The organism is Azospira sp. I09 (assembly GCF_009177135.1).
Taxonomy (GTDB): Bacteria; Pseudomonadota; Gammaproteobacteria; order Burkholderiales; family Rhodocyclaceae; genus Azospira; species Azospira oryzae.
In genome coordinates this window covers 1,954,870-1,978,368 of record NZ_AP021844.1, presented here as the reverse complement: position 1 = coordinate 1,978,368, position 23,499 = coordinate 1,954,870, and the positions used below count along the sequence as shown (strand labels likewise).

The window sequence follows — 23,499 nt, the reverse complement described above, 5'->3', positions numbered from 1 at the left end:
GAGACTTCCATGCTCAAGGAACTGCAACCCGCCCTGATCCTCCTGGCGCTGCTCAGCGCCCTCACCGGCGCCGCCTACCCGGCCCTGGTCACCGGCCTGGCCCAGGCCACCATGCCCGACCAGGCCAACGGCAGCCTGCTCAAGGAGAATGGCCAGGCCGTGGGCTCCCGCCTCATCGGCCAGCCCTTCTCCGACCCCCGCTACTTCTGGGGCCGCCCCTCCGCCACCGCCCCCATGCCCTACAACGGCGGCAGCTCCGGCGGCGCCAACCTGGGGCCCCTCAACCCGGCCTTGGAAGCGGCGGTACAGGAGCGCATCGCTGCTCTCAATGCGGCGGACCCTAGCCAGCAGGCCCCCATCCCGGTGGATCTGGTGACGGCCTCCGCCAGCGGCCTCGACCCCCACATCAGCCCCGCCGCAGCCCGCTGGCAGGCGCCCCGGGTGGCCCGCCTGCGGGGTCTGCCCGAAGCCCGGGTGCTGGCCCTGCTGGAGCGCCACACGGAAGGGCGCCAATGGGGCTTCCTGGGCGAGCCCCGGGTCAATGTCCTGGCCCTCAACCGGGCCCTGGACCAGGTGGCGCCCTGAGGCCCCGCCATGACCGGCCCGCTCCTGGACTTCTGCCACCTGCTGCTGGCGCTGCTGGCCATTTTCGCCCCCATCGCCCTGGCCGGTTGGCTGCTGGGACACCGTCCCCCGGCTTCTTCCCCTTCACCCCAAAACAGGAAAAACCCATGAACAACTCCAAGCACTTTGTACTTCTGCCCCTGCTTCTGCTTGCCGCCGGCACTGTCCGGGCTGAGGCGGAGGCCGCCCCGGACCTTACCGTCAGCAGCAATCTCAACCTGGTCAGCGAATACCGTTTCCGCGGCATCGACCAGACCTGGGGCGGCCCCGCCCTCCAGGGCGGCGTGGACCTGGCCCACCGCAACGGCCTCTATGCCGGCCTGTGGGCCTCCAACGTCTCCGGCAACTCCTACCCGGGCGGCAACCTGGAGGTGGACTACTACGCCGGCTACAACGGCAAGCTGGACGACGACTGGGGCTATACCGTCGGCGGCTACGGCTACTGGTATCCCGGTGCCAATGTGGACAAAGGGACCTGTCCCTCCGCCGCCTGGGCGGCCCCCTGTTCCCTGCCGGGGCAGAAGTTCGACAACTTCGAGCTGAACGGCGGCTTCTCCTGGCGCTGGCTCAGCTACAAGCTGTCCGTGTCCCTCACGGACTACTTCGGCGCCAACGCCAAGACCGGCTACAGCGGCGACACCAAGGGCAGCCTCTACCACGACCTGAGCGCCAACGTGCCCCTGGCCGAGGACCTGACCCTCAACCTGCACCTGGGCCGCACCGACGTCAAAGCCACCTACGGCGGCATCAGCGCCGACTACACCGACTACCGCCTCGGTCTGACCAGGACCTTCAGCGGCGGCTGGAGCCTCTCCGGCGCCTGGGTCGGCGCCACCAACGACCGCTTCTACCGGCCTCCGGTAGGCGGCCTTTCCGCTGCCAATGGCGAAACCCGGGAGTTGAACAAGGACCGTCTCGTCCTCCAGGTGGGACGTTCCTTCTAACGGGTTCCGACAGCAGCTTCCACCTCCCCCGGGGAAGCTGTTTCTTGTGCCGGCCCAGGCTTCGCCCGGGCCGGTTTTTTTTGTTGCTGCCGAATTTGGGGGGCGATTCTTAACGCCATCTTGATACGGCTTCGGCTATTTTTGACCCCATTGCAACGGCCCCTTTTCTAATCTGTGGGCATCGGGTGCCGCGCCACCCTTCGTTCCCAGGTGTCCTATGAATGCCAATGTCTGTATCGGAATCCGTATCGACGGCGACCAGCTGCAACTGGCTGCCCGCCAGCAGGGCCGAGCCCTCGGCCAGGTTTCCTTCTCCCGCGACAGCGTCGGGCGTCGTGCCCTGGCCAGCTACCTGGCGGCCTGGGAGGCGCCGTTGCGGCTGGCGGTGGCGGCCGGGGCCGCCGGCATCGCCCTGGCCGTGGCCCTCGGCGACGGGCCGGGGCGGGAGGTCTATCTGGTGGCCGCCAGCATCGCCGACCAGCCGGCGGCCCTGGCCCGCTACGCCGAGCAGCGCCTGTGAGGGTACGGCCATGCCCATCCATATCTGTCCCGTCTGCGGCACCCGGCACCCGATCAACGCCGTCGAGCATCCCTTCGCCTACGGCCGCCAGCTGACCTGCGGCCCCCAGTGCAAACACCGCCTGCGCCAGCAGGTGCGGCAGCGCATCCTGGCCGAGCTGGCCCTGCGCGCTGCCGCCAAGGAATAAACTCCACCCATGTCCGATCCTCTGCAACGCCCCGATCCCGACGCCCTCCTGGCCCGCCTGGAGGCGGAGGAAATCCAGGCCCGCCGCGGCCGCCTGAAAATTTTCTTCGGCGCCAGCCCCGGTGTCGGCAAGACCTACGCCATGCTGGCCGCCGCCCGTACCCTGCAATCCCAGGGCGTGGACGTGGCGGTGGGGGTGGTGGAAACCCACGGCCGGCGGGAAACCGCCGAGTTGGTCCAGGGCCTGGAGCTGCTGCCTTCCCGGCAGGTCGAGCACCGGGGCCGCCGCCTGCAGGAATTCGACCTGGATGGCGCCCTGCAGCGGGCGCCGGACCTGGTGCTGGTGGACGAGCTGGCCCACAGCAATGCCCCTGGCAGCCGCCACCCCAAGCGCTGGCAGGACGTGGAGGAACTCCTGGCTGCCGGCATCGACGTGTTCACCACGGTCAATGTGCAGCATCTGGAAAGCCTCAACGACGTGGTGGGCCGCATCACCGGCGCCCGGGTGTGGGAGACGGTACCCGACCGCCTTTTCGATGCCGCCGACGAGGTGGTGCTGGTGGACCTGCCGCCGGAGGAGCTGCTGACCCGGCTCAAGGCCGGCAAGGTGTACGTGCCCCAGCAGGCCGAGCGGGCCATGGCCAACTTCTTCCGCAAGGGCAATCTGCTGGCCCTACGGGAACTGGCCCTGCGCCGCACCGCCGACCGGGTGGACGACGACGTGCGGGCCTACCGCCGCGACCAGTCGGTGAGCACCGTCTGGCCGACCCGGGAATCCCTGCTGGTGTGCATCGGTCCGGGCCCCGGCAGCGAGCGACTGGTGCGCAGTGCCGCCCGCCTGGCGACCCAGCTGGAGGTGCCCTGGCACGCCCTCTATGTGGAGACGCCCCGCTACCAGCGGCTGCCCGAAGGGGAGCGGGGGCGGGTGCTGAAGAGCTTGCGCCTGGCCCAGGAGCTGGGGGCCGAGACGGCCAACCGGCCGGGCCAGGATGCCGCCGCGGCGGCCATCCAGTACGCCCGGGAACACAATCTGGGCAAGGTCCTGCTGGGCCGGGAACTGCCCGGCGACTGGCGCCGCTGGCTGCCCTGGCGCACTTCCCTGGCGCGGCGCCTGGCCCGCCAGGCGCCGGACCTGGACGTGATGCAGGTGGCCAGCGATGGCGTGGACGGCGAAGCGCCGCCGCTCCCGGACGGTCCGGCCCGGCCCGCCGCAGTCAATGTGCGGGGCTACGGCCTGGCGGCGGCCGCCGTGGCTGCCGTGACCCTGGTGGCGACGCCCCTGCACGGCGCCCTGGACCTGGCCAACATCGTCATGCTGTTCCTCCTGGCGGTGCTCTTCGCCGCAGTCAAGCTGGGGCGCAACCCGGCCATCCTGGCCGCCTTCCTCTCCGTCGCCGCCTTCGATTTCTTCTTCGTCTCGCCGCGCCTCTCCTTCGCCGTCAGCGACGTGCAGTACCTGCTGACCTTTTCCGTGATGCTGGCGGTGGCCCTCATCACCGCCCAGCTCACCGCCGGCCTGCGCTTTCAGGTGGACGTGGCCCAGAGCCGGGAGCGGCGCAGCGACGCCCTCTACGAGATGGCCCGGGAGCTGTCGGCGGCCCTCACCGTGGAGCAGATCGACGACATCACCCGGCGCTTCGTGCAGCAGGGCTTCCAGGCCCGGGCCCTGCTGCTGGTGCCCGGCCAGCAGGAGCGCCTGAGCCTGCCCGAAGGGCTGCCGGCCGACCTGCCGGTGGACCTGGGTATCGCCCAGTGGGCGGCGGACCACGGCGAGGCCGCCGGCCACTCCACCGACACCCTGCCCTCGGCCCCCATGCGCTACCTGCCCCTGAAGGCGCCGATGCGCACCCGGGGCGTGCTGGCGGTGCTGCCCCGGGAGCAGCCCTGGCTGCCCTCGCCGGAACAGGAGCGGCTGCTGGAGACCTGCGCCACCCTGGTGGCCATCGCCGTGGAGCGGGTGCATTACATCGAGGTGGCCCAGGAAGCCCTGGTGCAGATGGAGTCGGAGCGCCTGCGCAACGGCCTGCTGGCGGCCCTCTCCCACGACCTGCGCACCCCCCTCACGGCCCTGGTGGGGCTGGCCGACTCCCTCAGCCTGGGCGGCGCCCTGCCGCCGGCCCAGGCCGAGCTGGCCCAGGCCATCCGGGGCGAGGCCATGCGCACCAGCGCCCTGGTGCATAATCTGCTGGACATGGCCCGGCTGCAGTCGGGCCAGGTGACCCTGAAGAAGGAGTGGCAGCCTCTGGAGGAAGTGGTGGGGGCGGCGCTCCAGGCCCGGGCCTCGGTTCTGGCCCAACACCGGGTGCGGGTGGACCTGCCCGCCGACCTGCCCCTGCTGGAGTTCGACGCCGTGCTGATGGAACGGGTGTTCTGCAATCTCATCGAAAATGCCGCCAAGTACACGCCGCCGGGCAGCCTCATCGAGATCGGCGCCCGCCGGGAGGCGGAGCGGGTGCTGGTGAGCGTCAGCGACAACGGGCCGGGCCTGCCGCCGGGCAAGGAGGCGGGCCTGTTCGAGAAATTCACCCGGGGCCAGGACGAGTCGGCCATTCCCGGCGTCGGCCTCGGCCTGGCCATCGTCCGCGCCATCGTCGATGCCCACAAGGGCAAGGTGTGGGCGGAGAACCGTAGCGACGGCCCCGGCGCCCGCTTCGTGTTCACCCTACCCCTGGGCCAGCCCCCGGCCCTGCCGACGGAGCTGCTGTGAATCCCGCCGCCGGCCAGGAGCGCCTTGCCCCGGTGGTGGTGATCGTCGAGGACGAGCCCCAGATCCGCCGTTTCGTCCGCGCCGCCCTGGAGTCGGAGGGCTGCACCGTGTGGGAGGCGGACACCGCCGCCCGGGGCCTGATCGAGGCCGGCACCCGCAAGCCCGACCTGCTGGTGCTGGACCTGGGCCTGCCCGACGGCGACGGCGTCGATCTGATCCGGGACCTGCGCAACTGGTCCGGGGTGCCGGTGCTGGTGCTGTCGGCCCGCAGCGACGAGAGCGACAAGGTGGCGGCCCTGGATGCGGGCGGCGACGACTACCTGACCAAGCCCTTCGGCATTCCCGAACTGCTGGCCCGGGTGCGGGCCCTGCTGCGCCGCGCCGGCCGGGGCGGCGACATGCCGCCGGTGTTCGCCTTCGGCCCGGTGGAGGTGGATCTGGCCCGGCGCCAGGTCAGCCGCCACGGCGAGGCGGTGCATCTGACCCCCATCGAATACCGGCTGCTGAGCCAGTTGGTGGCCAACGCCGGCCGGGTCCTCACCCACCGCCAGCTGCTGCGGGAGGTGTGGGGCCCCAGCCATGTGGAGCACGCCCATTACCTGCGGGTGTACATGGCCGGCCTGCGGCGCAAGCTGGAGGACGACCCGGCCATGCCGCGGCACATCCTCACCGAATCCGGCGTCGGTTACCGGCTGGCGGTGTAATGGGGCCTGGCCCGGGAGCCAGTATCGGCGGCCATCTCCGCCATGGATGCCTGGAGAGTGGCGTCCCTGCTGTCTCTCAGGCCTGCCGTCGCAGGCCCGCCACCGTAGCTCGGCAGTGCTGCTCGATGACCGCCAGCATGGCCTGCAGCTGGGCCGGCTCGTAATCGCTTTCCGACCAGCCCAGGCGTCGCTGCAGGGTGGTGCGGGCGGAGCCGAAGGCGACCATGGCGCCGATGAGGGCGTGGGCCAGCAGCAGGTTCTCGGGCGAATCCTCCGGCTGGCCGCTGACCCGGGCCAGGAGCCGGCTGACCAGGGTGTGGCCGGGGCGGGTGAAGCGCTCGTAGAGCACGTCGAAGGCCGGCGTGGGGTGGAACTGCTCCCGGGTGAGGAAGATGAACCAGGCCAGGGGATGGCCGGGGACGAAGGAGGCGGCGGCCAGGTCCCGCACCACCTGCACCAGCAGTTCGCCCGGGTCGGTGGCCGGGTCCTGCAGGCGTCGTTCCGCCTCCCGGGTCAGGCTCTGGATGCGGGGCCCCATCTCGGCGGCGATGAATTCGGCAACAGCCCGGTACACCCCTTCCTTGCCGCCGAAGTGGTAGGGAAGGGCCGACTGGTTCACCCGGGCGGCGGCGGCCAGCATGCGGGTGGTGACGCCGTCGTAGCCGTGGCGGCCGAAGAGGGCCAGGCCGGCGGCCAGGAGCCGTTCCCGGGTGTCGTCGCTGTGCAGTTCGGGCAGTTCGGCCATGGCGCGTCCTACACCTGGGTCTGGGTCACCGACTTGCGGAAGCGGGCGTGAGCGATGAGGAAGAAGATGGCGCCGATGCCGGTGATGGCGAGGAATTCGGGCCACACCGTGTCGAGGCCGGCGCCCCGGTAGAGGATGGCCTGGGCCAGGCGCACGAAGTAGGTGATGGGGGCGCCGAGCATGATGTCGCTGACCACTTCCGGCATGCTCTCCCGGGGCGTGACGCCGCCGGAGAGCAGTTGCAGGGGCACGATGGTGAGGATGAAGAGCAGGCCGAACTGGGGCATGGAACGGGCGATGGTGCCGAGGAAAATGCCGATGGAGGCGGCCGAGAAGAGGTAGAGGGCGGCGCCGCAGAGGAACAGGGGCACGGAGCCGGCGATGGGCACCTGCATGATGGCCTGGATCACGGCGATGAGGCCGACGCTGGCGGCCAGCAGCACGGCGGCGCCGCTGGCCCAGACCTTGGCCATCATGATCTCGAAGGGGGTCAGGGGCATCACCAGCAGGTGTTCCAGGGTGCCGTGCTCCCGCTCCCGGATGAAGGCGGCCCCCACCAGGATGATGGTCAGCATGTTGATGTTGTTGATCACCTCCATGACGCCGCCGAACCAGAAGCCGGTGAGATTGGGGTTGAAGCGCACCCGGGTGGTGAGGCGGATCGGCGGGGCGCTGCTGTCCCGCTTGCCGGTGAGGTATTCGTTGAGTTCCCCGGCGACGATGTTCTGGATGTAGCTGGCGCCGATGAAGGACTGGCTCATCACCGTGGCGTCGATGTTCAGCTGCAGGGTCGGGCGCCGGCCTTCCTTCAGGTCCCGCTGGAAATTGGCGGGAATGACCAGGGAAAAGGAATAGCGGCCCTGGTCCAGGGCCCGGTCCATCTGGGCCATGGAAATGAGGTCCGGCGTCTTGAAGTAGGGCGGCGTCAGGGCGCCGATGAGGCGGGTGGAAAGGGGCGAGCGGTCCTCGTCCACCACCGCCACCGGGGCGTTGCGCAGTTCCTGGGAGACGCCCTTGGCGGCGCTGTAGATGCCGCCGGTGAAGGCCCAGACGATCAGTACCAGCAGCACCTTGTCGGCCCACAGACTGCGCAGCTCCTTGAGCCCCAGGCGGAAGATGTTGGCCAGCGTGCCGTGGCGGTCCATGGTCGTTTCCTATTTCTCCTGCTTGGGCAGCAGGGCCAGGGAAATCAGGGTCAGCACCGGAATGAAGCAGGCCAGGGCGAGGAACTGCTGTCCCAGGTCGGCAAAGCCCAGGGCCTTGGTGAACACGCCGCGGCTGATGACCAGGAAGTAGGTGGCGGGGAAGAACTGGCCGATCCAGTAGGCGCCGCCCACCAGGGAGGCCACCGGGGTGGTGAGGCCGGAGAACTGCACCGTCGGCAGCATGGTCAGGATGGCGGTGCCGAAGAGGGCGGCGATCTGGGTCTTGGTGAAGGTGGAGATGAGCAGGCCCAGGCCGGTGGTGCACACCACGTAGAGCAGGGCGCCGCAGGCCAGGGCGAGGAAACTGCCCTTGATCGGCACGCCGAAGACCAGCACCGCCTGCAGGGCCAGGGCGAAGAAGCTGAGCATGGACACCACCACGTAGGGCAGCTGCTTGCCGATGAGGAATTCGAGGCGGCTGACCGGGGTCACGTAGAGGTTGGTGATGGAGCCCAACTCCTTTTCCCGCACCACGCCCAGGGCCATGAGGATGGCCGGGATGAACACCAGCAGCAGGGGGATCACCGCCGGCACCATGGCGTAGATGCTGCGGAAGTCCTGGTTGTAGCGGTAGCGCAGGGCCACGTCGGTCCAGGTCAGGGTGGGGGCGGTGCCGGTGGCCTCGGTCACCAGCTTGACGATGTACTGCTGGTGCAGGCCCTGGACGTAGCCCCGGGTGGTCTCGCCCCGGTAGGGCATGGCCCCGTCCACCCAGGCCCCCACTTCCGGCGAGCGGCCCTGGTGCAGGTCCCGGCCGAAATTGGGGGGGATTTCCAGGGCCACCGTCAGTTCCCCATCGCGCATGCGCCGCTCCAGCTCGGCGCTGTCGGCGATGGGCGGCTGCTGCAGGAAGTAGCGGGAGCCGGCGATGTTGTCGATGTAGTCCCGGGACTCGGGGGACTGGTCCCGGTCCAGCACGGCGAAGCGCAGGCCTTCCACATCCATGGAAATGCCGTAGCCGAGCACGAACATCAGCAGCACCGAGCCGAGCAGGGCGAAGGTGAGGCGGATGGTGTCGCGGCGCAGCTCCAGTGCTTCCCGGTAAGCGTAGCCGAGCAGGCGGCGCAAGCTGAAGGCCTTGTGCCGGTGGGGCGCCCGCGCCGCTGCCGTCGGCGCGGGCAGGGCGTCGGCGGGTGTCGGGTCCTGGTGCTGGGCCGGGGCGGCGCCGCTGGCTTCCTCCAGGTAGGAGATGAAGGCCGCCTCCAGGGAATCGGCGCCCCGGGCGGCCTGCAGGGCGGCCGGGGTGTCGCTGGCCAGCACCTTGCCGGCGTGCATGAGGCTGATGCGGTCGCAGCGCTCGGCCTCGTTCATGAAGTGGGTGGAGATGAAAATGGTTACCCCCTGTTCCCGGGATAGCTCCACCAGCAGGGCCCAGAACTGGTCCCGGGCGATGGGATCGACGCCGGAAGTGGGCTCGTCCAGGATCAGCAGGCGGGGCTCATGCACCACCGCCACCGCCAGGGAGAGACGCTGGCGGATGCCCAGGGGCAGGTCCGCCGCCGGGGCGTCGGCGTAAGGCGTCAGGTCGAAGCGTTCGGCGAGGGCGGCGATGCGCGGGCCGATCTTCTCCGGCGGCAGGTGGAAGAGGCGGGCGTGCAGGTCCAGGTTCTGGGCCACCGTCAGCTCGCCGTAGAGGGAGAAGGCCTGGGACATGTAGCCCACCTGCTTGCGCGTCTCCAGGTTGTTGGCGTCCACCGTCTTGCCGAACAGGCTGGCCTTGCCCTGCGTCGGCGGCAGCAGGCCGGTGAGCATTTTCATGGTGGTGGTCTTGCCGCAGCCGTTGGAGCCGAGGAAGCCGAAAATCTCGCCCTTGCCGATCTGGAAGCTGACCCGGTCCACCGCCGTGAAGTCGCCGAAACGCTGGGTCAGGCCCTCCGCCTCGATGGCGAAGTCGTGGCCGTCCGGCGGCAGGGGCGGGATCACCAGCTGGCTGTGGGCCTGGCGCCGTTCCTCCGGCAGCAGGCTGATGAAGGCCTGCTCCAGGGTGGCGGCGCCGCTGCGGGCCTTCAGCTCGGCGGCGCTGCCAGTGCCGATGATGCGGCCGGCGTCCATGGCCACCAGCCAGTCGAAGCGCTCCGCCTCTTCCATGTAGGCGGTGGCCACCAGCACGCTCATGCCCGGGCGGCGGGCCCGGATGCGGTCGATCAGCTCCCAGAACTGGCGCCGGGAAAGGGGATCGACGCCGGTGGTGGGCTCGTCCAGGATCAGCAGGTCCGGGTCGTGGATGAGGGCGCAGCACAGTCCCAGCTTCTGCTTCATGCCGCCGGAGAGCTTGGCCGCCGGCCGGTCACGGAAGGGGGAGAGGTTGGTGGCGGCGAGCAGTTCGTCGATGCGCCGCTGCCGCTCGGCCTTGCCCTGGCCGAAGAGGCGGCCGAAGAAATCCACGTTTTCCGCCACCGACAGGGTGGGGTAGAGGTTCTTGCCCAGGCCCTGGGGCATGTAGGCGATGCGCGGCTGCAGGCGGGGCCGCACCCGGGCGCTGCCCATGTCCTCGCCGAACACTTCCACCCGTCCCGTCTGTATCTTGCGGGCCCCGGCCACCAGGGCCAGGAGGGAGGACTTGCCGACGCCGTCCGGGCCGATCAGCCCCACCATGCCGCCGGCGGGCAGGTCCAGGGTGACGTCCGCCAGGGCATCAACCTGGCCGTAGCGCAGGCTGACGCCGGCGAGGCGGGCGATGGGAGCGGCGGTGTCCAGTGAGGCCATGGTGGCGGGCCGGGAGTGGGAGTGGTTGGAGCAGGGCCGGAGGCGGGATCAGCGCAGCTGCAGCTTGGCGGGCCAGGCCACGTCGGCGGCGGTGCGCACGTAGCCGACGCCGGGCATGCCGGGCTTGGCCAGGTCGGCGTGCTGGGCCAGCCATTCCGGCTCCACCCGCAGCTTCAGGCGGAACATGAGCTTTTCCCGCTCGTTGCGGGTTTCCACTTCCTTGGGCGTGAACTGGGCCTTCGGCGCGACGAAGCTGACCCGGGCGGGAATGGGCGCCTCCAGGGCGTCGAGGACGATGCGGGCCTCGTCGCCCACGGCCACCTTGCCCGCTTCCGCCGTGGGCAGGTAGATGGTCAGGTACATGTCGTTCATGTCCAGCAGGGTCAGCACCTTGCCGCCGGCGGCCAATACCTCGCCCGGTTCGGCCAGGCGGTACAGCACCCGACCGGCCAGGGGCGCCCGCAGGGCGGTATCGCGCAGGCTGACGCGCAGGGCCTCGGCCTTGGCCTGGGCCGATTCCACCGCCGCCACGGCCTCGGCCACCCGGGTCTGGGCCGCGGCCAGGGCCGCGTCGGCGGTCTGCAGGGTGCTCTGGTCCTGGTCCAGCTTGTTGCCGGTGACGTAGCCCTTTTGCACCAGGGCTTCGGTCCGCTTCAGGGTGGACTGGGCCAGGCGCCGCTGGCTGGCGGCGCTGTTTACTCCGGCCTTGGCTTCCCGGGTGCTTTCCCGGGCCTGGCGGATCTGGGCTTCGGCCGCCTGCAGCTGGGCGGCCAGGTCCTCGGCGTCGAGGCGGGCGAGGACTGCGTTGAGCGGCACGCTGTCCCCTTCCCGGGCGTTGACCTCGGCCAGGCGGCCCGCCACCTTGGTTGCCACATCCACTTCGATGGCTTCCAGGCGGCCGTTGCCCGTGGCGATGCCGGGGGGAAGGGCCGGCGGACGCAGGCGGTAGGCGATGGCGCCGCCGAGCAGCAGCACGGCGACCAGGACCAGGGGCACGGCCCGGCGGGCGATGGAGGTGGGGGCAGGGGAGGGCATGGGGATTCTCCGCGGAGGATGCGGCGCCTGGGGGATGGCCGGCGCTTTGAATGGCTCCATTGTGCCATTTCATTCATTTGAATGAAATGATGCCGTCCGGATGGAACTGGCAGTGCTGTCCATGACGCGGCGCAGCAACCGGAGAGGGGCGAATTTGTTACACTGAAAAGGTTCCCGTAAGGAACGTCCGTGCGGCGGAAAGCGGCGCCAGAGGCGGTTTTTGGCCAGTGGCCGAGCGAGGACGAAGCGGAGGCGGGAACGCAGCACGCACAGAAAAAGCGCGCAAGAAAGATGGCAGGGGACGATTCGGTGCAGGAATCGAACCGCCCCCCGAGTCCCGCCGAAGCGAGACTCCTAAGACCATAAAAGGAGAACAGCGGCGCCAGATTAAGGGCGCGGGCTTACATAAAACTTACGCGGATCAGGCTCTTATCCTCCATGCGCATACTCCTGGCTGAAGACGACAAAATCATCGCGGACGGGCTTTCCCGTTCCCTGCGGCAGGGCGGCTACGCCGTCGACTGCGCCTATACGGGTCTGGAGGCCGATACGGCCCTGATGACCAATTCCTACGACCTGCTCATCCTCGACCTGGGCCTGCCCAAGCTGCCCGGGCTGGAGGTGCTGAAGCGCCTGCGGGCCCGCAATGTGCAGCTGCCGGTACTGATCCTCACCGCTCTCGACGGCACCGGCGACCGGGTCAAGGGCCTGGACCTGGGGGCCGACGATTACATGGCCAAGCCCTTCGAACTGGCCGAACTGGAGGCCCGGGTGCGGGCCCTCACCCGGCGTTCCTCCGGCACCGCCCCGGTCATCACCTGCGGTGCCCTGACCTACGACCAGGCCGGCCGGGTGGCCCAGCTGGACGGCCAGAACCTGGACCTCTCGGCCCGGGAACTGGGGCTGCTGGAAATCCTCCTCTCCCGGGTCGGCCGCCTGGTCTCCAAGGACCAGCTGGTGGACCACCTGTGCGGCTGGGGCGAGGAGGTGAGCCACAACGCCATCGAGGTGTACATCCACCGCCTGCGCAAGAAGCTGGAATCCGGCGGGGTGCGTATCGCCACCGTGCGCGGACTCGGTTACTGCCTTGAAAAGCCGCAAGAACCCGGCGCCGGCCGCTAAGGAGGGGGGCGACGCCCAGCGCTCCCTGTTCGGGGAAATCCTGGACTGGATGCTGGCGCCCCTGCTTTTCGTCTGGCCCATCAGCATCGCCATCACCCACTACTTCGCCAACATCGTCGCCGGCTATCCCTACGACCAGGCTTTGCGGGAGAACGTGAATGCCATCGCCCGGCAGATCCGCTACAGCGACAGCAAGCCGGTGATCAACCTTTCCGGCTCGGCCCGGGCCGTGCTGCGGGCCGACGAGGTGGACAGCGTCTATTTTCACGTCATCACCCGGGAAGGCACGCGCCTGGCCGGCGACAAGGAACTGCCGGTGGCCCCCGAGCTGGTGCGGCCCCGGGACGACACCGGCGAGATCAGCTTCCGCGACGGCGAATTCAACGGCCAGGACCTGCGCATCGCCTACCAGTTCCTCGCCGATCCCAACCGGCCCGACGACCGCTGGCTGGTGGTGGAAGTGGGCGAGACCCTGGAAAAGCGTTCCCAGCTGGCCAACAAGATCATCGCCAGCGTCATCCTGCCCCAGTTCGTCATCATTCCCCTGGCGGTGATCCTGGTCTGGTTCGGCCTCTCCCAAGGCCTGAAACCCCTGACCAAGCTGCGCAGCCGCATCGAGGCCCGCCGTCCCGGCGACCTCTCGCCCATCAACACGCGCAAGGTGCCGGAAGAACTGCAGCCCCTGATCGAGGCCTTCAACGGCATGCTGGAGCGCATGGAGCGCAACATGGAGGCCCAGACCCGCTTCATCGCCGACGCCGCCCACCAGATGCGCACCCCCCTCACCGGCCTCAAGACCCAGGCCCAGCTGGCCATGCGGGAGAACGATCCGGAGCGTCTGCTGTACGCCCTGCGGCAGATGGCCGGGGCGGTGGACCGGGCCTCCCACCTGGTGAACCAGCTGCTCACCCTGGCCCGGGCCGAGGCCGGCAGCGGCGCCGCCAGCCAGCCCCTGGCGCCCATGAACCTGGACAAGCTGCTGCGGGAGATCGTCGAGGACTGGGTCATGCGGGCCCTGGAGAACTACATCGACATGGGCTACGAGCCGGCCGACGGCGCCACCGAGATCGAGGGCAACTCCTTCCTGCTGCGGGAGATGATCAACAACCTCATCGACAACGCCCTGCGCTACACCCCCGTGGGCGGCCTGGTCACCTGCCGGGTGGTGCGCCGGCGCAGCGAGGGCGGCGAATCGGAAGTGGTGCTGGAGATCGAGGACAGCGGCATCGGCATCACCGAGGAGCAGTCCGAACTGGTTTTCGAGCGCTTCTACCGGGTGGACGATGCGGGCACCGAAGGCTCCGGCCTGGGCCTGCCCATCGTCCGCGAGATCGCCGAGCTGCACCACGCCCAGGCCAGCCTGCGGCCCAATCCCAAGGGTCAGGGCAGCATCGCCCGGGTGGTTTTCCCTGCCTACCAGGAGCCCCGTCCCGAGTTGGCCGAAGATGCGCCCCTGGCCTCCGCCTGGAACCGCTCCCTGCCGCCGCCGGGGTCGGTGTGAGGGCGTTGCGAAATAAATGTCACAAAGTCTTTGACAGGTCGGTAGGTCGTGGCTACAATGCGGCCTTCGTTTTTGGCCAGTTAGCTCAGTTGGTAGAGCAGCGGATTGAAAATCCGCGTGTCCGTGGTTCGATTCCGCGACTGGCCACCAGATTCCAAGCGGCCCACAGCAATGTGGGCCGTTTTCATTTCTAGGCTGCCGTAGCTGAATCGTAGCTAGCAAGCACCGAATCAAGCCGCGAAGCCGCTAAAGCCAAGTGGTCCGGGGCTAGGTGGGCATACCTTTCCACCATCGCTCCAGTACGCCAGCCCCCCAATCGTTGCAGCTCATGGGTGGGTGTCCCGGCCTGTCGCTGCCACGTTGCCCAGGTGTGCCTCAGATCGTGCGGTATCCCGGCACGTAGTAGCCCTGCTTCCAGGCGCGGATTGCCCTTGTTCTCGCCTGTCCTCAACGAGCAGCATTTTCGCTCGGACTTCCTGTGACCTGCCGGTGAAATGGTGGCAGCTTTTCATCGCCAAAGCATGCTATGTCGCTCATCGAACGCCACTCCAATACCGTTCATCGCGATAACCTGAACTCGGGCGCTCTTCTTGCCAGGAAATTGCGCAGTTATCAGATCGGATCGCGCTGGATGCTCTGACGCCCTGCAAATGCAGCCCGGATGGGGGGATGAGCGCCCGCAAGTACAAGCAGGTTGTCTCCTCTCTCCATGAAATCGGCCTGATCGAACCCATGCCGGCGATCCAGCGCGGCATGACCAAGCCGGAATTCATCCTGATTGATGGCCAATTGTGCGTCCTGGTCTTGAAGGATCTCGGTGCATACGAGGCCCCCTGTCTGATCGCCAAGGATCACGAGACTTACGCCTACAAATACCGCATCAACCAGGCCTCCAGCATCTAGGGATATTACATGCTCTGCCGTGCCATCGATCGTGGCGTCAGCAAGGAACGCCTGGCCCGGGCCTTTGTCGGGATACTGAGCCCCATCAGCCGTCGCGCTCGAAGGCATTTGCCGGGCGCGATTGCCCGGCTGCAGGCAAAGCAGGTCACGTCACCGACGTGACTCGGGCGGGGGCTGCGCAATATGAAAGGGATCAGGACAGGTGGAGGCGGTGGAACTGATGGTGGTCAGTAACACCATCGCCGTGGCGCATGCCGATGTCTTGCTTGAGGCCGAGCCGCTAGAGCGGCGCACCGACTTCAAGCCCACCGAACGCGACAAGTAACTCCCCCTCTCATCAAGCAGGTCGGCAAACTGGAAAAGGAGATGGGCCAGGTCCAGTGCAAAGGCGCCGAAGAAAATTACGGGTACGGTTCACGCTGATAGGTAACGGTGAAGTTCAAGGGCATGGGTAACAGATTTACCCTGCCTGGAGGAATTCGAGAGGAGGCTGTCATGCCCTGGAAGGACGTGAGACCGATGGACGAGAAGCTCTTGTTTCTGGCCGACTACTTGCTAGGATTCAGCTCCTTCAGTCTGCTGTACGACCGCTACGGCATCAGCCGCAAGACGGGTTACAAATGGGTTGAGCGCTACCGGGAAGACGGTTTCGACGGCTTGGCCGAGCTTAGCCGCAAGCCCCATCACTCTGGTCTGGAAATTCCCGTTGCTATTCGCCAGGCCATTCTCGAGTTACGGACCGGCCAGCGGGATACCCCGGGGCCGAAGAAGATCCAGGCCCTGCTGTCCCAGCGCTTCGGCCCCGAACTGGTTCCCTCCAAGACCAGCATCTACAACGTCCTCAAGGCCGCCGGCCAGATCGAACCCCGACGACAACGGTGTCGAGTCGCCCCCTCCCGCCCCCCGCTGCGCAACTGTGGAGTACCGACTACAAGGGGAAGTTCCGCGCCCGGGGCGGTTGCTGGTGCTATCCCCTGACCGTCATGGGTCACGCCAGCTGTTACCTCCTGACCGGCGATGGCTGTACCGGCACCAGCCTGCCAGAAGCCAGGCAGAGCTTTGAGCGCCTGTTCTGGGAATACGGGTTGCTAGAGCGCCTGCGTACCGACAACGGCGTCTCCTTTGCCATCGCCGGCGTTGGTGGTCTTTCCCTCCTCTCCATCTGGTGAATACGCCTGGATATCGTTCCCGAGCGCATCGAACCGGGCTAGCTCCAACAGAACGGTCGCCATGAGCGCATGCACCGGACCCTCAAGCGTTCCCTCGGGCAGTCGCCGGCAAAGGACCTGGCGGCCCAGCAGATTTGCCTGGATGCTTTCCGGCAAGGCTACACTACAACGAACGAGTGTCGTCCCTGCGAAGGACTGGGGCAACAGTACCCGGCCTGCTGCTACCAAGCCTCAACCCGGTCCAACCCGGAACGGCTGCCCGAGCTGGAATGCCTCCGCTACTTCCACACCAACCAGGTTTGCCAAAGTGGGTTGATCTATTGGTGCGGGCTCAGGATTAACATCGGCTATCTCCTAGCTGGGGAATAGGTCGGCCTGGAGGAGGTCGGGGGGGGCTATTTCGGTGTGATACGGATCGGCGGCTTCAACGAACGGGACACCACTGGCCCCCAAGACGACTGCCTGACCCTCAAAGTGTCACCCATATAATTTAACTTCAGGGTTATCCATGTTCTTGACTCTTTCATACGGCCCCGGCCTGCTCAACCTGATGGCGGTCAAGGGCTCTCTGACCAAACTGCTTGGCAACGGTGCCCTCAAAGCTACATCACCCGGCATGAGTTGGAAATCTTGGAGTATTTCGAACTGGTTGTGAATGCGGTGAGCATGGAGTCGGTGGTGCAGCAGCAACTCAAGACCGATGGCGTATTCGCAGAGCCGCCCAAGGAGGATGCCGCGATACAATAGGGCTAATTCCACAGGATAGATTCATTGCCGCACCACAATACCGAAGGTTAAAATGTCGATAATAAGGACAACCTTCGGAGGCGGTCATGCTCGCGCAAGAGGTTTTTGCGCGCAAGCCCTGCATCGTGGGTATCTAACAGCTGCTCGTGAAGCAGGGTGAGACAACTTCCGTGCCAGCGCCATTCAGGGCATCATGAAGCGCATCAAGGCCAAAGGCATCGCGTTGGTGGTCTACGAGCCGGTTCTGCTTCGCGCCGATTTTTAATTCCCCGATGGTGCGCGACCTAGCGTTATTCAAGACGTAGGCCGATGTGATTCTGGCCAACCGTCAGCATTCCGATTTGGCCGATGTGCTGCCCAAAGTGTACGCGCGGGTTTTTTGGTAGTGATAGAGCAGAATTTACTGCAGCAAAGATTGAATAAGTGATGAAAGTACTGGTTACCGGGGCAGCTGGATTTATTGGCTCCACACTCGTTTTACGTCTTTTGGAGCGTGGTGACATCGTCATTGGCATTGACAACCACAACGATTATTATGATCCAGCTATTAAAGAGGCTCGTCTAGAGCGCTTTGCTAACCATCCCAAGTACGCCCATCTGAGAATTGATCTTGCGGATCGCAAGGCAGTCTACGATTGTTTTGCAGCATACAGGCCGCAGCGGGTGGTCAACTTGGCGGCTCAGGCTGGCGTCCGTTACTCCATCGAAAACCCGCTTGCATACATTGATAGCAACATCGTTGGCTTCGCCCACATCCTCGAAGGATGCCGACATAACGGTGTGGAGCATCTGGTCTATGCCAGCAGTTCCAGTGTCTATGGCGCGAATACGACCATGCCTTTTTCGGTCCGCCAAAACGTTGACCACCCGCTCAGTCTTTATGCTGCTAGCAAGAAGTCCAACGAATTGATGGCTCACACCTACAGCCATCTCTATGGTCTGCCTACTACCGGCCTGCGCTTCTTCACCGTCTATGGACCTTGGGGCCGGCCCGACATGGCCTTGTTCAAGTTCACCAAGGCAATCCTGGCTGGTGAGCCCATTCAGGTCTTCAACTACGGCAAGCATCGTCGAGATTTCACCTACATCGACGACATTGTCGAAGGCGTCATTCGTATCCTGGATCGTCCTGCCCAACCTAATCTCGACTGGAGCGGAGTCCTGCCCGATCCTGGCACTAGCAAAGCTCCTTGGCGTGTGTACAACATTGGCAACAGCAGACCCGTTGAACTCATGGACTACATCGGTGCCCTCGAAAAAGCGCTCGGCAAAAAGGCGGAAATGGAGCTTTTACCCTTGCAGGCCGGCGATGTGCCCGATACCTACGCAGACGTCGAGAATTTGGTCAATCAGTTCCACTACAAACCTGCTACGAGTGTGGATGACGGTATTGCACGATTCGTAGCCTGGTATCGCGATTACTTCAAGGTCTGAAAATCATGACAATCACAGAGAACACAATTGTTGCCGTCGTTGGGTTGGGTTACGTTGGGTTGCCGCTCGCAGTGGAATTTGGAAAAAGGTATCGCACTCTAGGCTACGACCTTTCCGAGGCCAAGATCGCCAGCTACAGAAACCATTGCGACCCGACAGGCGAGGTAAACTCGGAGAGTCTGAAAGCAGCAACAAAGCTGACGGTATCGACTGACCCGGCAGTGATTTCTGAGGCCGACATCATTGTTGTGGCAGTGCCCACCCCGGTAGACGAGGCACACATCCCGGACTTCTCTCCTTTGGTTGGCTCATCCACAACGGTGGGCCAACACATGAAAAAGGGAGCCATCGTGGTGTATGAATCCACGGTCTACCCGGGCGCCACAGAAGAGGTATGCATTCCACTGCTAGAACAGTATTCAGGAATGAAGTGGCGGCAGGATTTCCACGTAGGTTATAGCCCGGAGCGTGTTAACCCAGGCGACAAGGAGCGCACTATCACCAAAATCGTGAAGGTGGTCTCTGGCGATGATGGGCCGACCCTGAAAACGGTGGGTGATCTTTACGAGTCTGTCATCACCGCTGGGGTACACCGCGCCAGTTCCATCAAAGTGGCTGAGGCCGCCAAGGTTATCGAGAATACTCAGCGCGATCTCAATATAGCCTTGATGAATGAGTTGGCTATTATTTTCGACAAAATCGGTATCGACACACTTGAAGTTCTCCAGGCCGCCGGTACCAAGTGGAACTTCTTGCCCTTCCGCCCCGGCCTTGTCGGTGGGCACTGCATTGGCGTCGATCCCTACTACCTGACCCATAAGGCGGAAACGCTCGGCTACCACCCCCAGGTCATCATCGCTGGTCGGCGCATCAACGACGGCATGGCAAACTATGTTGCACAGCAGACCGTCAAGCAGATGATCGACACCGGTAGCTGCATCAAAGGCGCCAAAGTGATCGTTCTGGGGCTGACATTCAAAGAAAACTGCCCCGACCTGCGTAACTCCAAAGTGGCCGACTTGGTGCGCGAGTTGCAGGACTATGGTTGTGATGTCGTGGTTCACGACCCTATTGCAGAGCCGTCCGAGGCGGAACACGAGTACAGCATCAATCTCGTGTCTTGGGATAGTCTGCCTCAGGCGGAGGCGCTCGTAGCCGCGGTGTCACATAAGGAATATATGAATAAGCCACTACTTGAAATCGCCAAAAAGCTCAAGGCGGGTGGCGTGTTCATCGACATCAAGTCTGCATTCAACCCCGAAACACTGAAGTCTGCGGGCTTCAATGTCTGGCGCTTATAAGGATCTCTGCGTTTTATGTGCGGAATAGGTGGAATCTATCTAAAGGCGGTGGTTGAGCTTAGCCTTGGTCCGTACTTGCAGAGGATGCTCGATATTCAGCGGCATCGCGGCCCAGATTCGGATGGACTGTGGCTGACTGAAGATCGACAGCTTGGCTTGTGTCATAACCGACTTGCGATACTTGATCTGACAGAGTCAGGAAGCCAGCCTTTACATTCTGCAGATAATAGATTTGTAATCGTTTTCAACGGCGAGATTTATAACCACAAAGAGCTACGTAGTGATCTTGAGTTTAAGGGGGCCGTCTTTAGGTCACATACTGACACCGAAGTGCTTGTCGAAGCCTACCGATTTTGGGGTGAAGACATGCTCCAGAAACTTCGCGGGATGTTTGCGTTTGGCATCTACGATCGCGAAAGCAAAAACCTGTTCTGTGCACGTGACCCCGTTGGGAAGAAACCGTTCGTTTACGCCCAGACAACCAGCGCATTCATTTTTGCGTCTGAAATACCGGCAGTAAAGCAAGTCCAGGGAGTCAATAAAGACTACGACCATGCCGCAATCGCGGCCACGCTGTTGCACAACCTGCGCCATATTCCGGACCCACACACGGCCTACCGAGGCATCAAAAAATTGCGTCCAGGGCATGCAATGGTGGTTCGCGATGGTCAAGTCCAACGCACGTGGCGTTACTGGACACCAACACCATCGATAGACGCTATCACGCCTAATCACCTGCGAGAGATCCTTGAGGAGTCGGTAAAGCTCAGGATGCAAGCAGATGTGCCGGTTGGTGCCTTGCTTTCGGGGGGCGTCGATAGCTCTGCGATTGTAGCGCTGATGCAAGCACAGTCCAGTTCGCCAGTCCATACTTATGCACTCGGTTTCAATTCCGAGGATGAAGATTTGCGTCGCGCTCGCTTTATGGCAGAGCAACTGGGTACACGACATCGCGAGTTCTATTTCGATCCTGAAGATCAATGGCAAATCTTTGAGAAGCTGCTTCGAATCTATGGGGAGCCGATTATGCTTCTCCCGCTGCTTCACACCTACGCGTTGAGTCGTGCGATCCAAGAAGATGGTATCAAGGTGGTGCTCACGGGTAATGGAGCCGATGAGTTATTCTATGGCTATACGGGACACATCCGCACACTGAGAGTTTCTCGCTGGCTTGATCGTTTGGCGCCGACAAGAAAGCTTTTATCGCCACTGAAGTCTACCCGTCTGGGCTGGATTGCAGCCAAGCCCGGTGAGCGCAAAGCCACCTGGTACCGAAGGCTCGCAAATTCAGAATGGGGACATTTTCTCTCTGCCGACGTTCAGGCGGATCTCGCCAACGTTGCTGCCGAAGAACTGGCTTACTGGGGCGATCTTTGTCCTTCGCTTCACTTCATCGATGAGTCCAATTTTGTTGGCCTGATGGTGGAAAACCCACACTCGGTCACCATCGCGGGTGATCTTCCTGCCATGGCGGCGTCCGTGGAGTTTCGGTCCCCTTTCCTAGATCAGGAGATGGTGTCGTTTGCTCTGGCCACGCCTGCTGACAAAAAGATTCCTGATCTCAAGAATCCAAACTGGTTAAAAGCGATTCTTCGAGAAGCGGTGTCCGATCTCATGCCGGACGCACTTCTAAAAGCACCAAAGCGAGGTTTCGGCATGGGGATACAAGAGGCCAACGTGTTAAAAGGGCCTTGGCGTCAGCTAGCGAGGCAAATGCTAGAGACGGCTGATGATGCGCAGGGATTGTTTGACCCGGAATTAATCAGAACTGAGTGGCAAAGATTCATTGCTGGCACTGTACCTGCAAACAAAATTGCAAAAATGATAGCGATACAAATTTGGTTGAAAACGGAAAAATCAGATGCGAGTTAATGATTTAGTAAGGCTGGACGTCAAGCCGAGAAAAGTAGTCGATCCATTCAGCTATATAGAGCGTATGGCTTCGGGTAAAAATGTACTAAATGTTGGGGCGGCTGGCGGAGTTAAGGGATATCTACCGAATAACCAGTCCGTCTGGCTTCATCATAGATTGGGTGCAGTGGCAGCAAGCCTGACGGGGGTGGATATTGATCAGGAAGGTATCGATCATGCCTACAAGCACGGGGTGGAGATCATGAATGCCAACTGTGAGGATATGAGTTTAGGCAGGCAGTTTGATCTTATCGTCCTTTCGGACGTGATTGAGCACATGAATGCTCCGATCAACGCGGTTGAAAATCTCATGCGGCATCTCTCGCCACAAGGTGTTCTCTGTGTTACGACCCCGAATGCTACATCTGGGCTGGCTTATGGCCAGATACTGACCGGCAGGTTTCTGAATGTATATTGGGATCATGTCATGGTTTATTACCCGGAGCACATTCAAGCCATTTGCGACCGTTGTGGATTCCGACTCACCGATATTTTGTTTTTCGATCATATTGATCGACGAACCAATTTTAATACCATCAAATCTTATCTGATCTCCGCCTTGTCAGCTATTTACCCACGACTGGCCTCATCTTTCATGGTGGTAATCCGGCATGCCTGATTAAGTCTCTTAAGGCTGCCTGTGTGATTAAGTCATTGCCTAACTTGCGAATTCGTACTCAGATTAATCGAGACTACGCAGCCGCCTTGATAAGCGGTTATGGTCTGATGTTTGTGACCATGTTCGTGCAGCTTGCCTTGGTGCCAATTTATTTGTCTTATTTAGGCAAGGAGAAATTCGGAATTTTGACCATGATTATGGCGGCAAATAACTATGTCGCCATAGGTGTTGGCTGGTTATCTGGCAGCATGGCACGAGTCATGGCGGAGCGTGCGGCAACAGGTGACAGTAGTGGTTTTGCTGAAGCCTACGCATTTTCCAAACTTGCCTATGTGGCCTATGCTCTCATCGCACTAGCGATGTTTTGGATGATCGCGCCATGGCTGCTGACGGATGTGCTGGCTGATTTGGAAATCCGTGCTGCAATCCTGTTGTCCTGCGTGCTACTCCTTATCTCTTATGAGTACAACGCCGATCGGCTGGCATTCGTTGCCCGCCATCGGCAAGCTACGGGTAATGCGAACGAAGCTGTGGGGCAATTAATTTTCGCGGCAGGTGTTGGTATTGGGCTGATGCTGGACGCAGGTCTGCCAGGTGTGGTCGGGGCGCAAGTCGTCAGCATGCTTTGTGTGCGCTGTCTGGCATGGATGCACTGGAGGCGTGATAACTTTGGTTTGAGCTGGAGACTGCGCATTACTGGTTTTCGGGCGTTATGGCAGCGCGTGAGCGGTCGGGTCGGGCGGGATTACGTCGTCTATGGAATTTTGCTGTTAACGCTTCAAGCCGATGCACTAATCGTCGGCTGGGTGGCTGGCCCTGAGGTCGCTGCAAGCTTTTACCTGCTATGGCGCATACCTGAAGTTTGCATTCTTATTTTGTCGCGCATACCCGGTGCTTACGCGCCCCACATCATCGCAATGGACGCCCGGTCTGACCACGGTGCAATCCGAAATGGTTATCGTAAAGGCTTGACTGCCTTATTAGTATTCGCTGGTTTCGCTGCACTGGTTTATGGTTTTGCGGGACATTGGGTTTTGAGTTTATGGGTGGCGGAGAACGCGCCGGAAGGATACTGGCCCTATGCGATTGCGTCGATCGCCATGTTCTTCATTTCTGTTTCTCGATGGCCTGCCGAGTTTGCTTATGCGCTGATGAATACCAAACCTTTGGTAAAAATAGTGACATTAGAAGTCACACTTAAGCTCATCCTTGTCTGGTTTCTATTTGGCGCCTTGGGTTACATCGCACCGCTTGTGGCAATCACTTTAGTTCATGCTGTCGGTGTTTTTTATCTTTACATCTGGCTTGGTAACGATAATTTCTCGATTAAAGCGCGGCAGAAAATTGAGTAGACAAAAGGCGGTGCATGATAAGTCGGTGCTTGCAAAGCGAATGAAAGTAAAGTGTAGGCTTAGC

General features: G+C 63.2%; 22 protein-coding genes, 1 tRNA gene and 1 pseudogene. 19 read left to right on the top strand and 5 right to left on the bottom strand.

Annotated elements, in window-relative coordinates; genetic code table 11:
• Positions 1 to 9 precede the first annotated feature (9 nt).
• The 7 genes from kdpC (at position 10) to kdpE (ending at position 5,685) form a co-directional block, all read left to right on the top strand.
• Positions 10 to 585: a potassium-transporting ATPase subunit KdpC gene (gene kdpC / locus AZSP09_RS09195; RefSeq protein WP_152089847.1), complete on the top strand. Its 576-nt coding sequence runs from the start codon at positions 10 to 12 to the stop codon at positions 583 to 585.
• Between the two features lie 9 nt (positions 586 to 594).
• Complete coding sequence (locus AZSP09_RS19960; RefSeq protein WP_172974732.1) at positions 595 to 735, top strand: hypothetical protein; 141 nt, start codon at positions 595 to 597, stop codon at positions 733 to 735.
• Entirely contained in the window at positions 732 to 1,568 is an 837-nt protein-coding gene (locus tag AZSP09_RS09190) for a TorF family putative porin (protein WP_152089846.1), read from the top strand. Before AZSP09_RS19960 ends, AZSP09_RS09190 begins: the two co-directional genes overlap by 4 nt.
• 217 nt (positions 1,569 to 1,785) lie before the next feature.
• Positions 1,786 to 2,088 carry a hypothetical protein gene (locus AZSP09_RS09185; RefSeq protein WP_014235394.1) on the top strand — a complete coding sequence of 101 codons (303 nt, stop codon included), beginning with the start codon at positions 1,786 to 1,788 and terminating at the stop codon, positions 2,086 to 2,088.
• Between the two features lie 10 nt (positions 2,089 to 2,098).
• Positions 2,099 to 2,275, top strand: a complete 177-nt coding sequence (locus AZSP09_RS19955; protein ID WP_014235393.1) for a hypothetical protein — start codon at positions 2,099 to 2,101, stop codon at positions 2,273 to 2,275.
• 9 nt (positions 2,276 to 2,284) lie between these two features.
• Positions 2,285 to 4,981, top strand: coding sequence for a two-component system sensor histidine kinase KdpD (kdpD, locus tag AZSP09_RS09180; protein WP_014235392.1), 2,697 nt, complete (start codon positions 2,285 to 2,287; stop codon positions 4,979 to 4,981).
• On the top strand, positions 4,978 to 5,685 hold the full coding sequence (gene kdpE, locus AZSP09_RS09175) for a two-component system response regulator KdpE (protein WP_014235391.1): 708 nt from the start codon (positions 4,978 to 4,980) through the stop codon (positions 5,683 to 5,685). Before kdpD ends, kdpE begins: the two co-directional genes overlap by 4 nt.
• A gap of 76 nt (positions 5,686 to 5,761) precedes the next feature.
• Here kdpE and AZSP09_RS09170 read toward each other — a convergent pair whose 3' ends face one another.
• From AZSP09_RS09170 to AZSP09_RS09155, 4 genes are read right to left on the bottom strand one after another with little or no spacing between them, the layout of a single operon-like run.
• A complete protein-coding gene (locus tag AZSP09_RS09170; RefSeq protein ID WP_152089845.1) occupies positions 5,762 to 6,430 on the bottom strand; it encodes a CerR family C-terminal domain-containing protein in 669 nt (222 codons plus the stop codon).
• Between the two features lie 8 nt (positions 6,431 to 6,438).
• Positions 6,439 to 7,575, bottom strand: a complete 1,137-nt coding sequence (locus AZSP09_RS09165) for an ABC transporter permease (protein WP_152089844.1) — start codon at positions 7,573 to 7,575, stop codon at positions 6,439 to 6,441.
• A 9-nt stretch (positions 7,576 to 7,584) separates the two neighbouring features.
• A complete protein-coding gene (rbbA, locus tag AZSP09_RS09160; RefSeq protein WP_172974731.1) occupies positions 7,585 to 10,341 on the bottom strand; it encodes a ribosome-associated ATPase/putative transporter RbbA in 2,757 nt (918 codons plus the stop codon).
• A 48-nt stretch (positions 10,342 to 10,389) separates the two neighbouring features.
• A complete protein-coding gene (locus AZSP09_RS09155) occupies positions 10,390 to 11,376 on the bottom strand; it encodes an HlyD family secretion protein (protein ID WP_152089843.1) in 987 nt (328 codons plus the stop codon).
• 438 nt (positions 11,377 to 11,814) lie between these two features.
• Between AZSP09_RS09155 and AZSP09_RS09150 the strand changes: the two genes are divergently transcribed.
• From AZSP09_RS09150 to AZSP09_RS09140, 3 genes are all read left to right on the top strand, one after another.
• Positions 11,815 to 12,498, top strand: coding sequence for a response regulator transcription factor (locus AZSP09_RS09150; protein WP_014235386.1), 684 nt, complete (start codon positions 11,815 to 11,817; stop codon positions 12,496 to 12,498).
• A complete protein-coding gene (locus tag AZSP09_RS09145) occupies positions 12,464 to 13,999 on the top strand; it encodes a sensor histidine kinase (protein ID WP_152089842.1) in 1,536 nt (511 codons plus the stop codon). Before AZSP09_RS09150 ends, AZSP09_RS09145 begins: the two co-directional genes overlap by 35 nt.
• A 74-nt stretch (positions 14,000 to 14,073) precedes the next feature.
• Positions 14,074 to 14,149: transfer RNA gene (locus AZSP09_RS09140), tRNA-Phe, on the top strand.
• A gap of 40 nt (positions 14,150 to 14,189) precedes the next feature.
• On the opposite strand, the gene AZSP09_RS09135 is transcribed toward AZSP09_RS09140, so the two are convergent.
• Entirely contained in the window at positions 14,190 to 14,450 is a 261-nt protein-coding gene (locus tag AZSP09_RS09135; protein ID WP_232058771.1) for a tyrosine-type recombinase/integrase, read from the bottom strand.
• 218 nt (positions 14,451 to 14,668) lie between these two features.
• On the opposite strand from AZSP09_RS09135, the gene AZSP09_RS09130 reads away from it, so the two are divergent.
• The 9 genes and pseudogenes from AZSP09_RS09130 (at position 14,669) to AZSP09_RS09095 (ending at position 23,435) form a co-directional block, all read left to right on the top strand.
• Complete coding sequence (locus tag AZSP09_RS09130; RefSeq protein WP_152089841.1) at positions 14,669 to 14,902, top strand: hypothetical protein; 234 nt, start codon at positions 14,669 to 14,671, stop codon at positions 14,900 to 14,902.
• Between the two features lie 495 nt (positions 14,903 to 15,397).
• Positions 15,398 to 15,880 (top strand): helix-turn-helix domain-containing protein, encoded by a 483-nt coding sequence (locus AZSP09_RS20330; protein WP_232058770.1) that lies wholly within the window; start codon positions 15,398 to 15,400, stop codon positions 15,878 to 15,880.
• 5 nt (positions 15,881 to 15,885) lie between these two features.
• On the top strand, positions 15,886 to 16,071 hold the full coding sequence (locus AZSP09_RS20325; protein ID WP_232058769.1) for a hypothetical protein: 186 nt from the start codon (positions 15,886 to 15,888) through the stop codon (positions 16,069 to 16,071).
• A 57-nt stretch (positions 16,072 to 16,128) separates the two neighbouring features.
• Positions 16,129 to 16,440: pseudogene (locus AZSP09_RS20320) on the top strand (hypothetical protein); the annotation flags it as partial.
• A gap of 804 nt (positions 16,441 to 17,244) precedes the next feature.
• Positions 17,245 to 18,252 carry an NAD-dependent epimerase gene (locus tag AZSP09_RS09115; RefSeq protein WP_152089840.1) on the top strand — a complete coding sequence of 336 codons (1,008 nt, stop codon included), beginning with the start codon at positions 17,245 to 17,247 and terminating at the stop codon, positions 18,250 to 18,252.
• A 5-nt stretch (positions 18,253 to 18,257) separates the two neighbouring features.
• On the top strand, positions 18,258 to 19,553 hold the full coding sequence (locus tag AZSP09_RS09110) for a nucleotide sugar dehydrogenase (protein WP_152089839.1): 1,296 nt from the start codon (positions 18,258 to 18,260) through the stop codon (positions 19,551 to 19,553).
• A gap of 15 nt (positions 19,554 to 19,568) precedes the next feature.
• Positions 19,569 to 21,425, top strand: a complete 1,857-nt coding sequence (gene asnB / locus AZSP09_RS09105) for an asparagine synthase (glutamine-hydrolyzing) (RefSeq protein ID WP_152089838.1) — start codon at positions 19,569 to 19,571, stop codon at positions 21,423 to 21,425.
• Complete coding sequence (locus AZSP09_RS09100) at positions 21,415 to 22,083, top strand: class I SAM-dependent methyltransferase (RefSeq protein ID WP_152089837.1); 669 nt, start codon at positions 21,415 to 21,417, stop codon at positions 22,081 to 22,083. The genes asnB and AZSP09_RS09100 overlap by 11 nt, the downstream gene beginning before the upstream one ends.
• A gap of 107 nt (positions 22,084 to 22,190) precedes the next feature.
• Positions 22,191 to 23,435: a lipopolysaccharide biosynthesis protein gene (locus tag AZSP09_RS09095; protein WP_152089836.1), complete on the top strand. Its 1,245-nt coding sequence runs from the start codon at positions 22,191 to 22,193 to the stop codon at positions 23,433 to 23,435.
• Positions 23,436 to 23,499 lie beyond the last annotated feature (64 nt).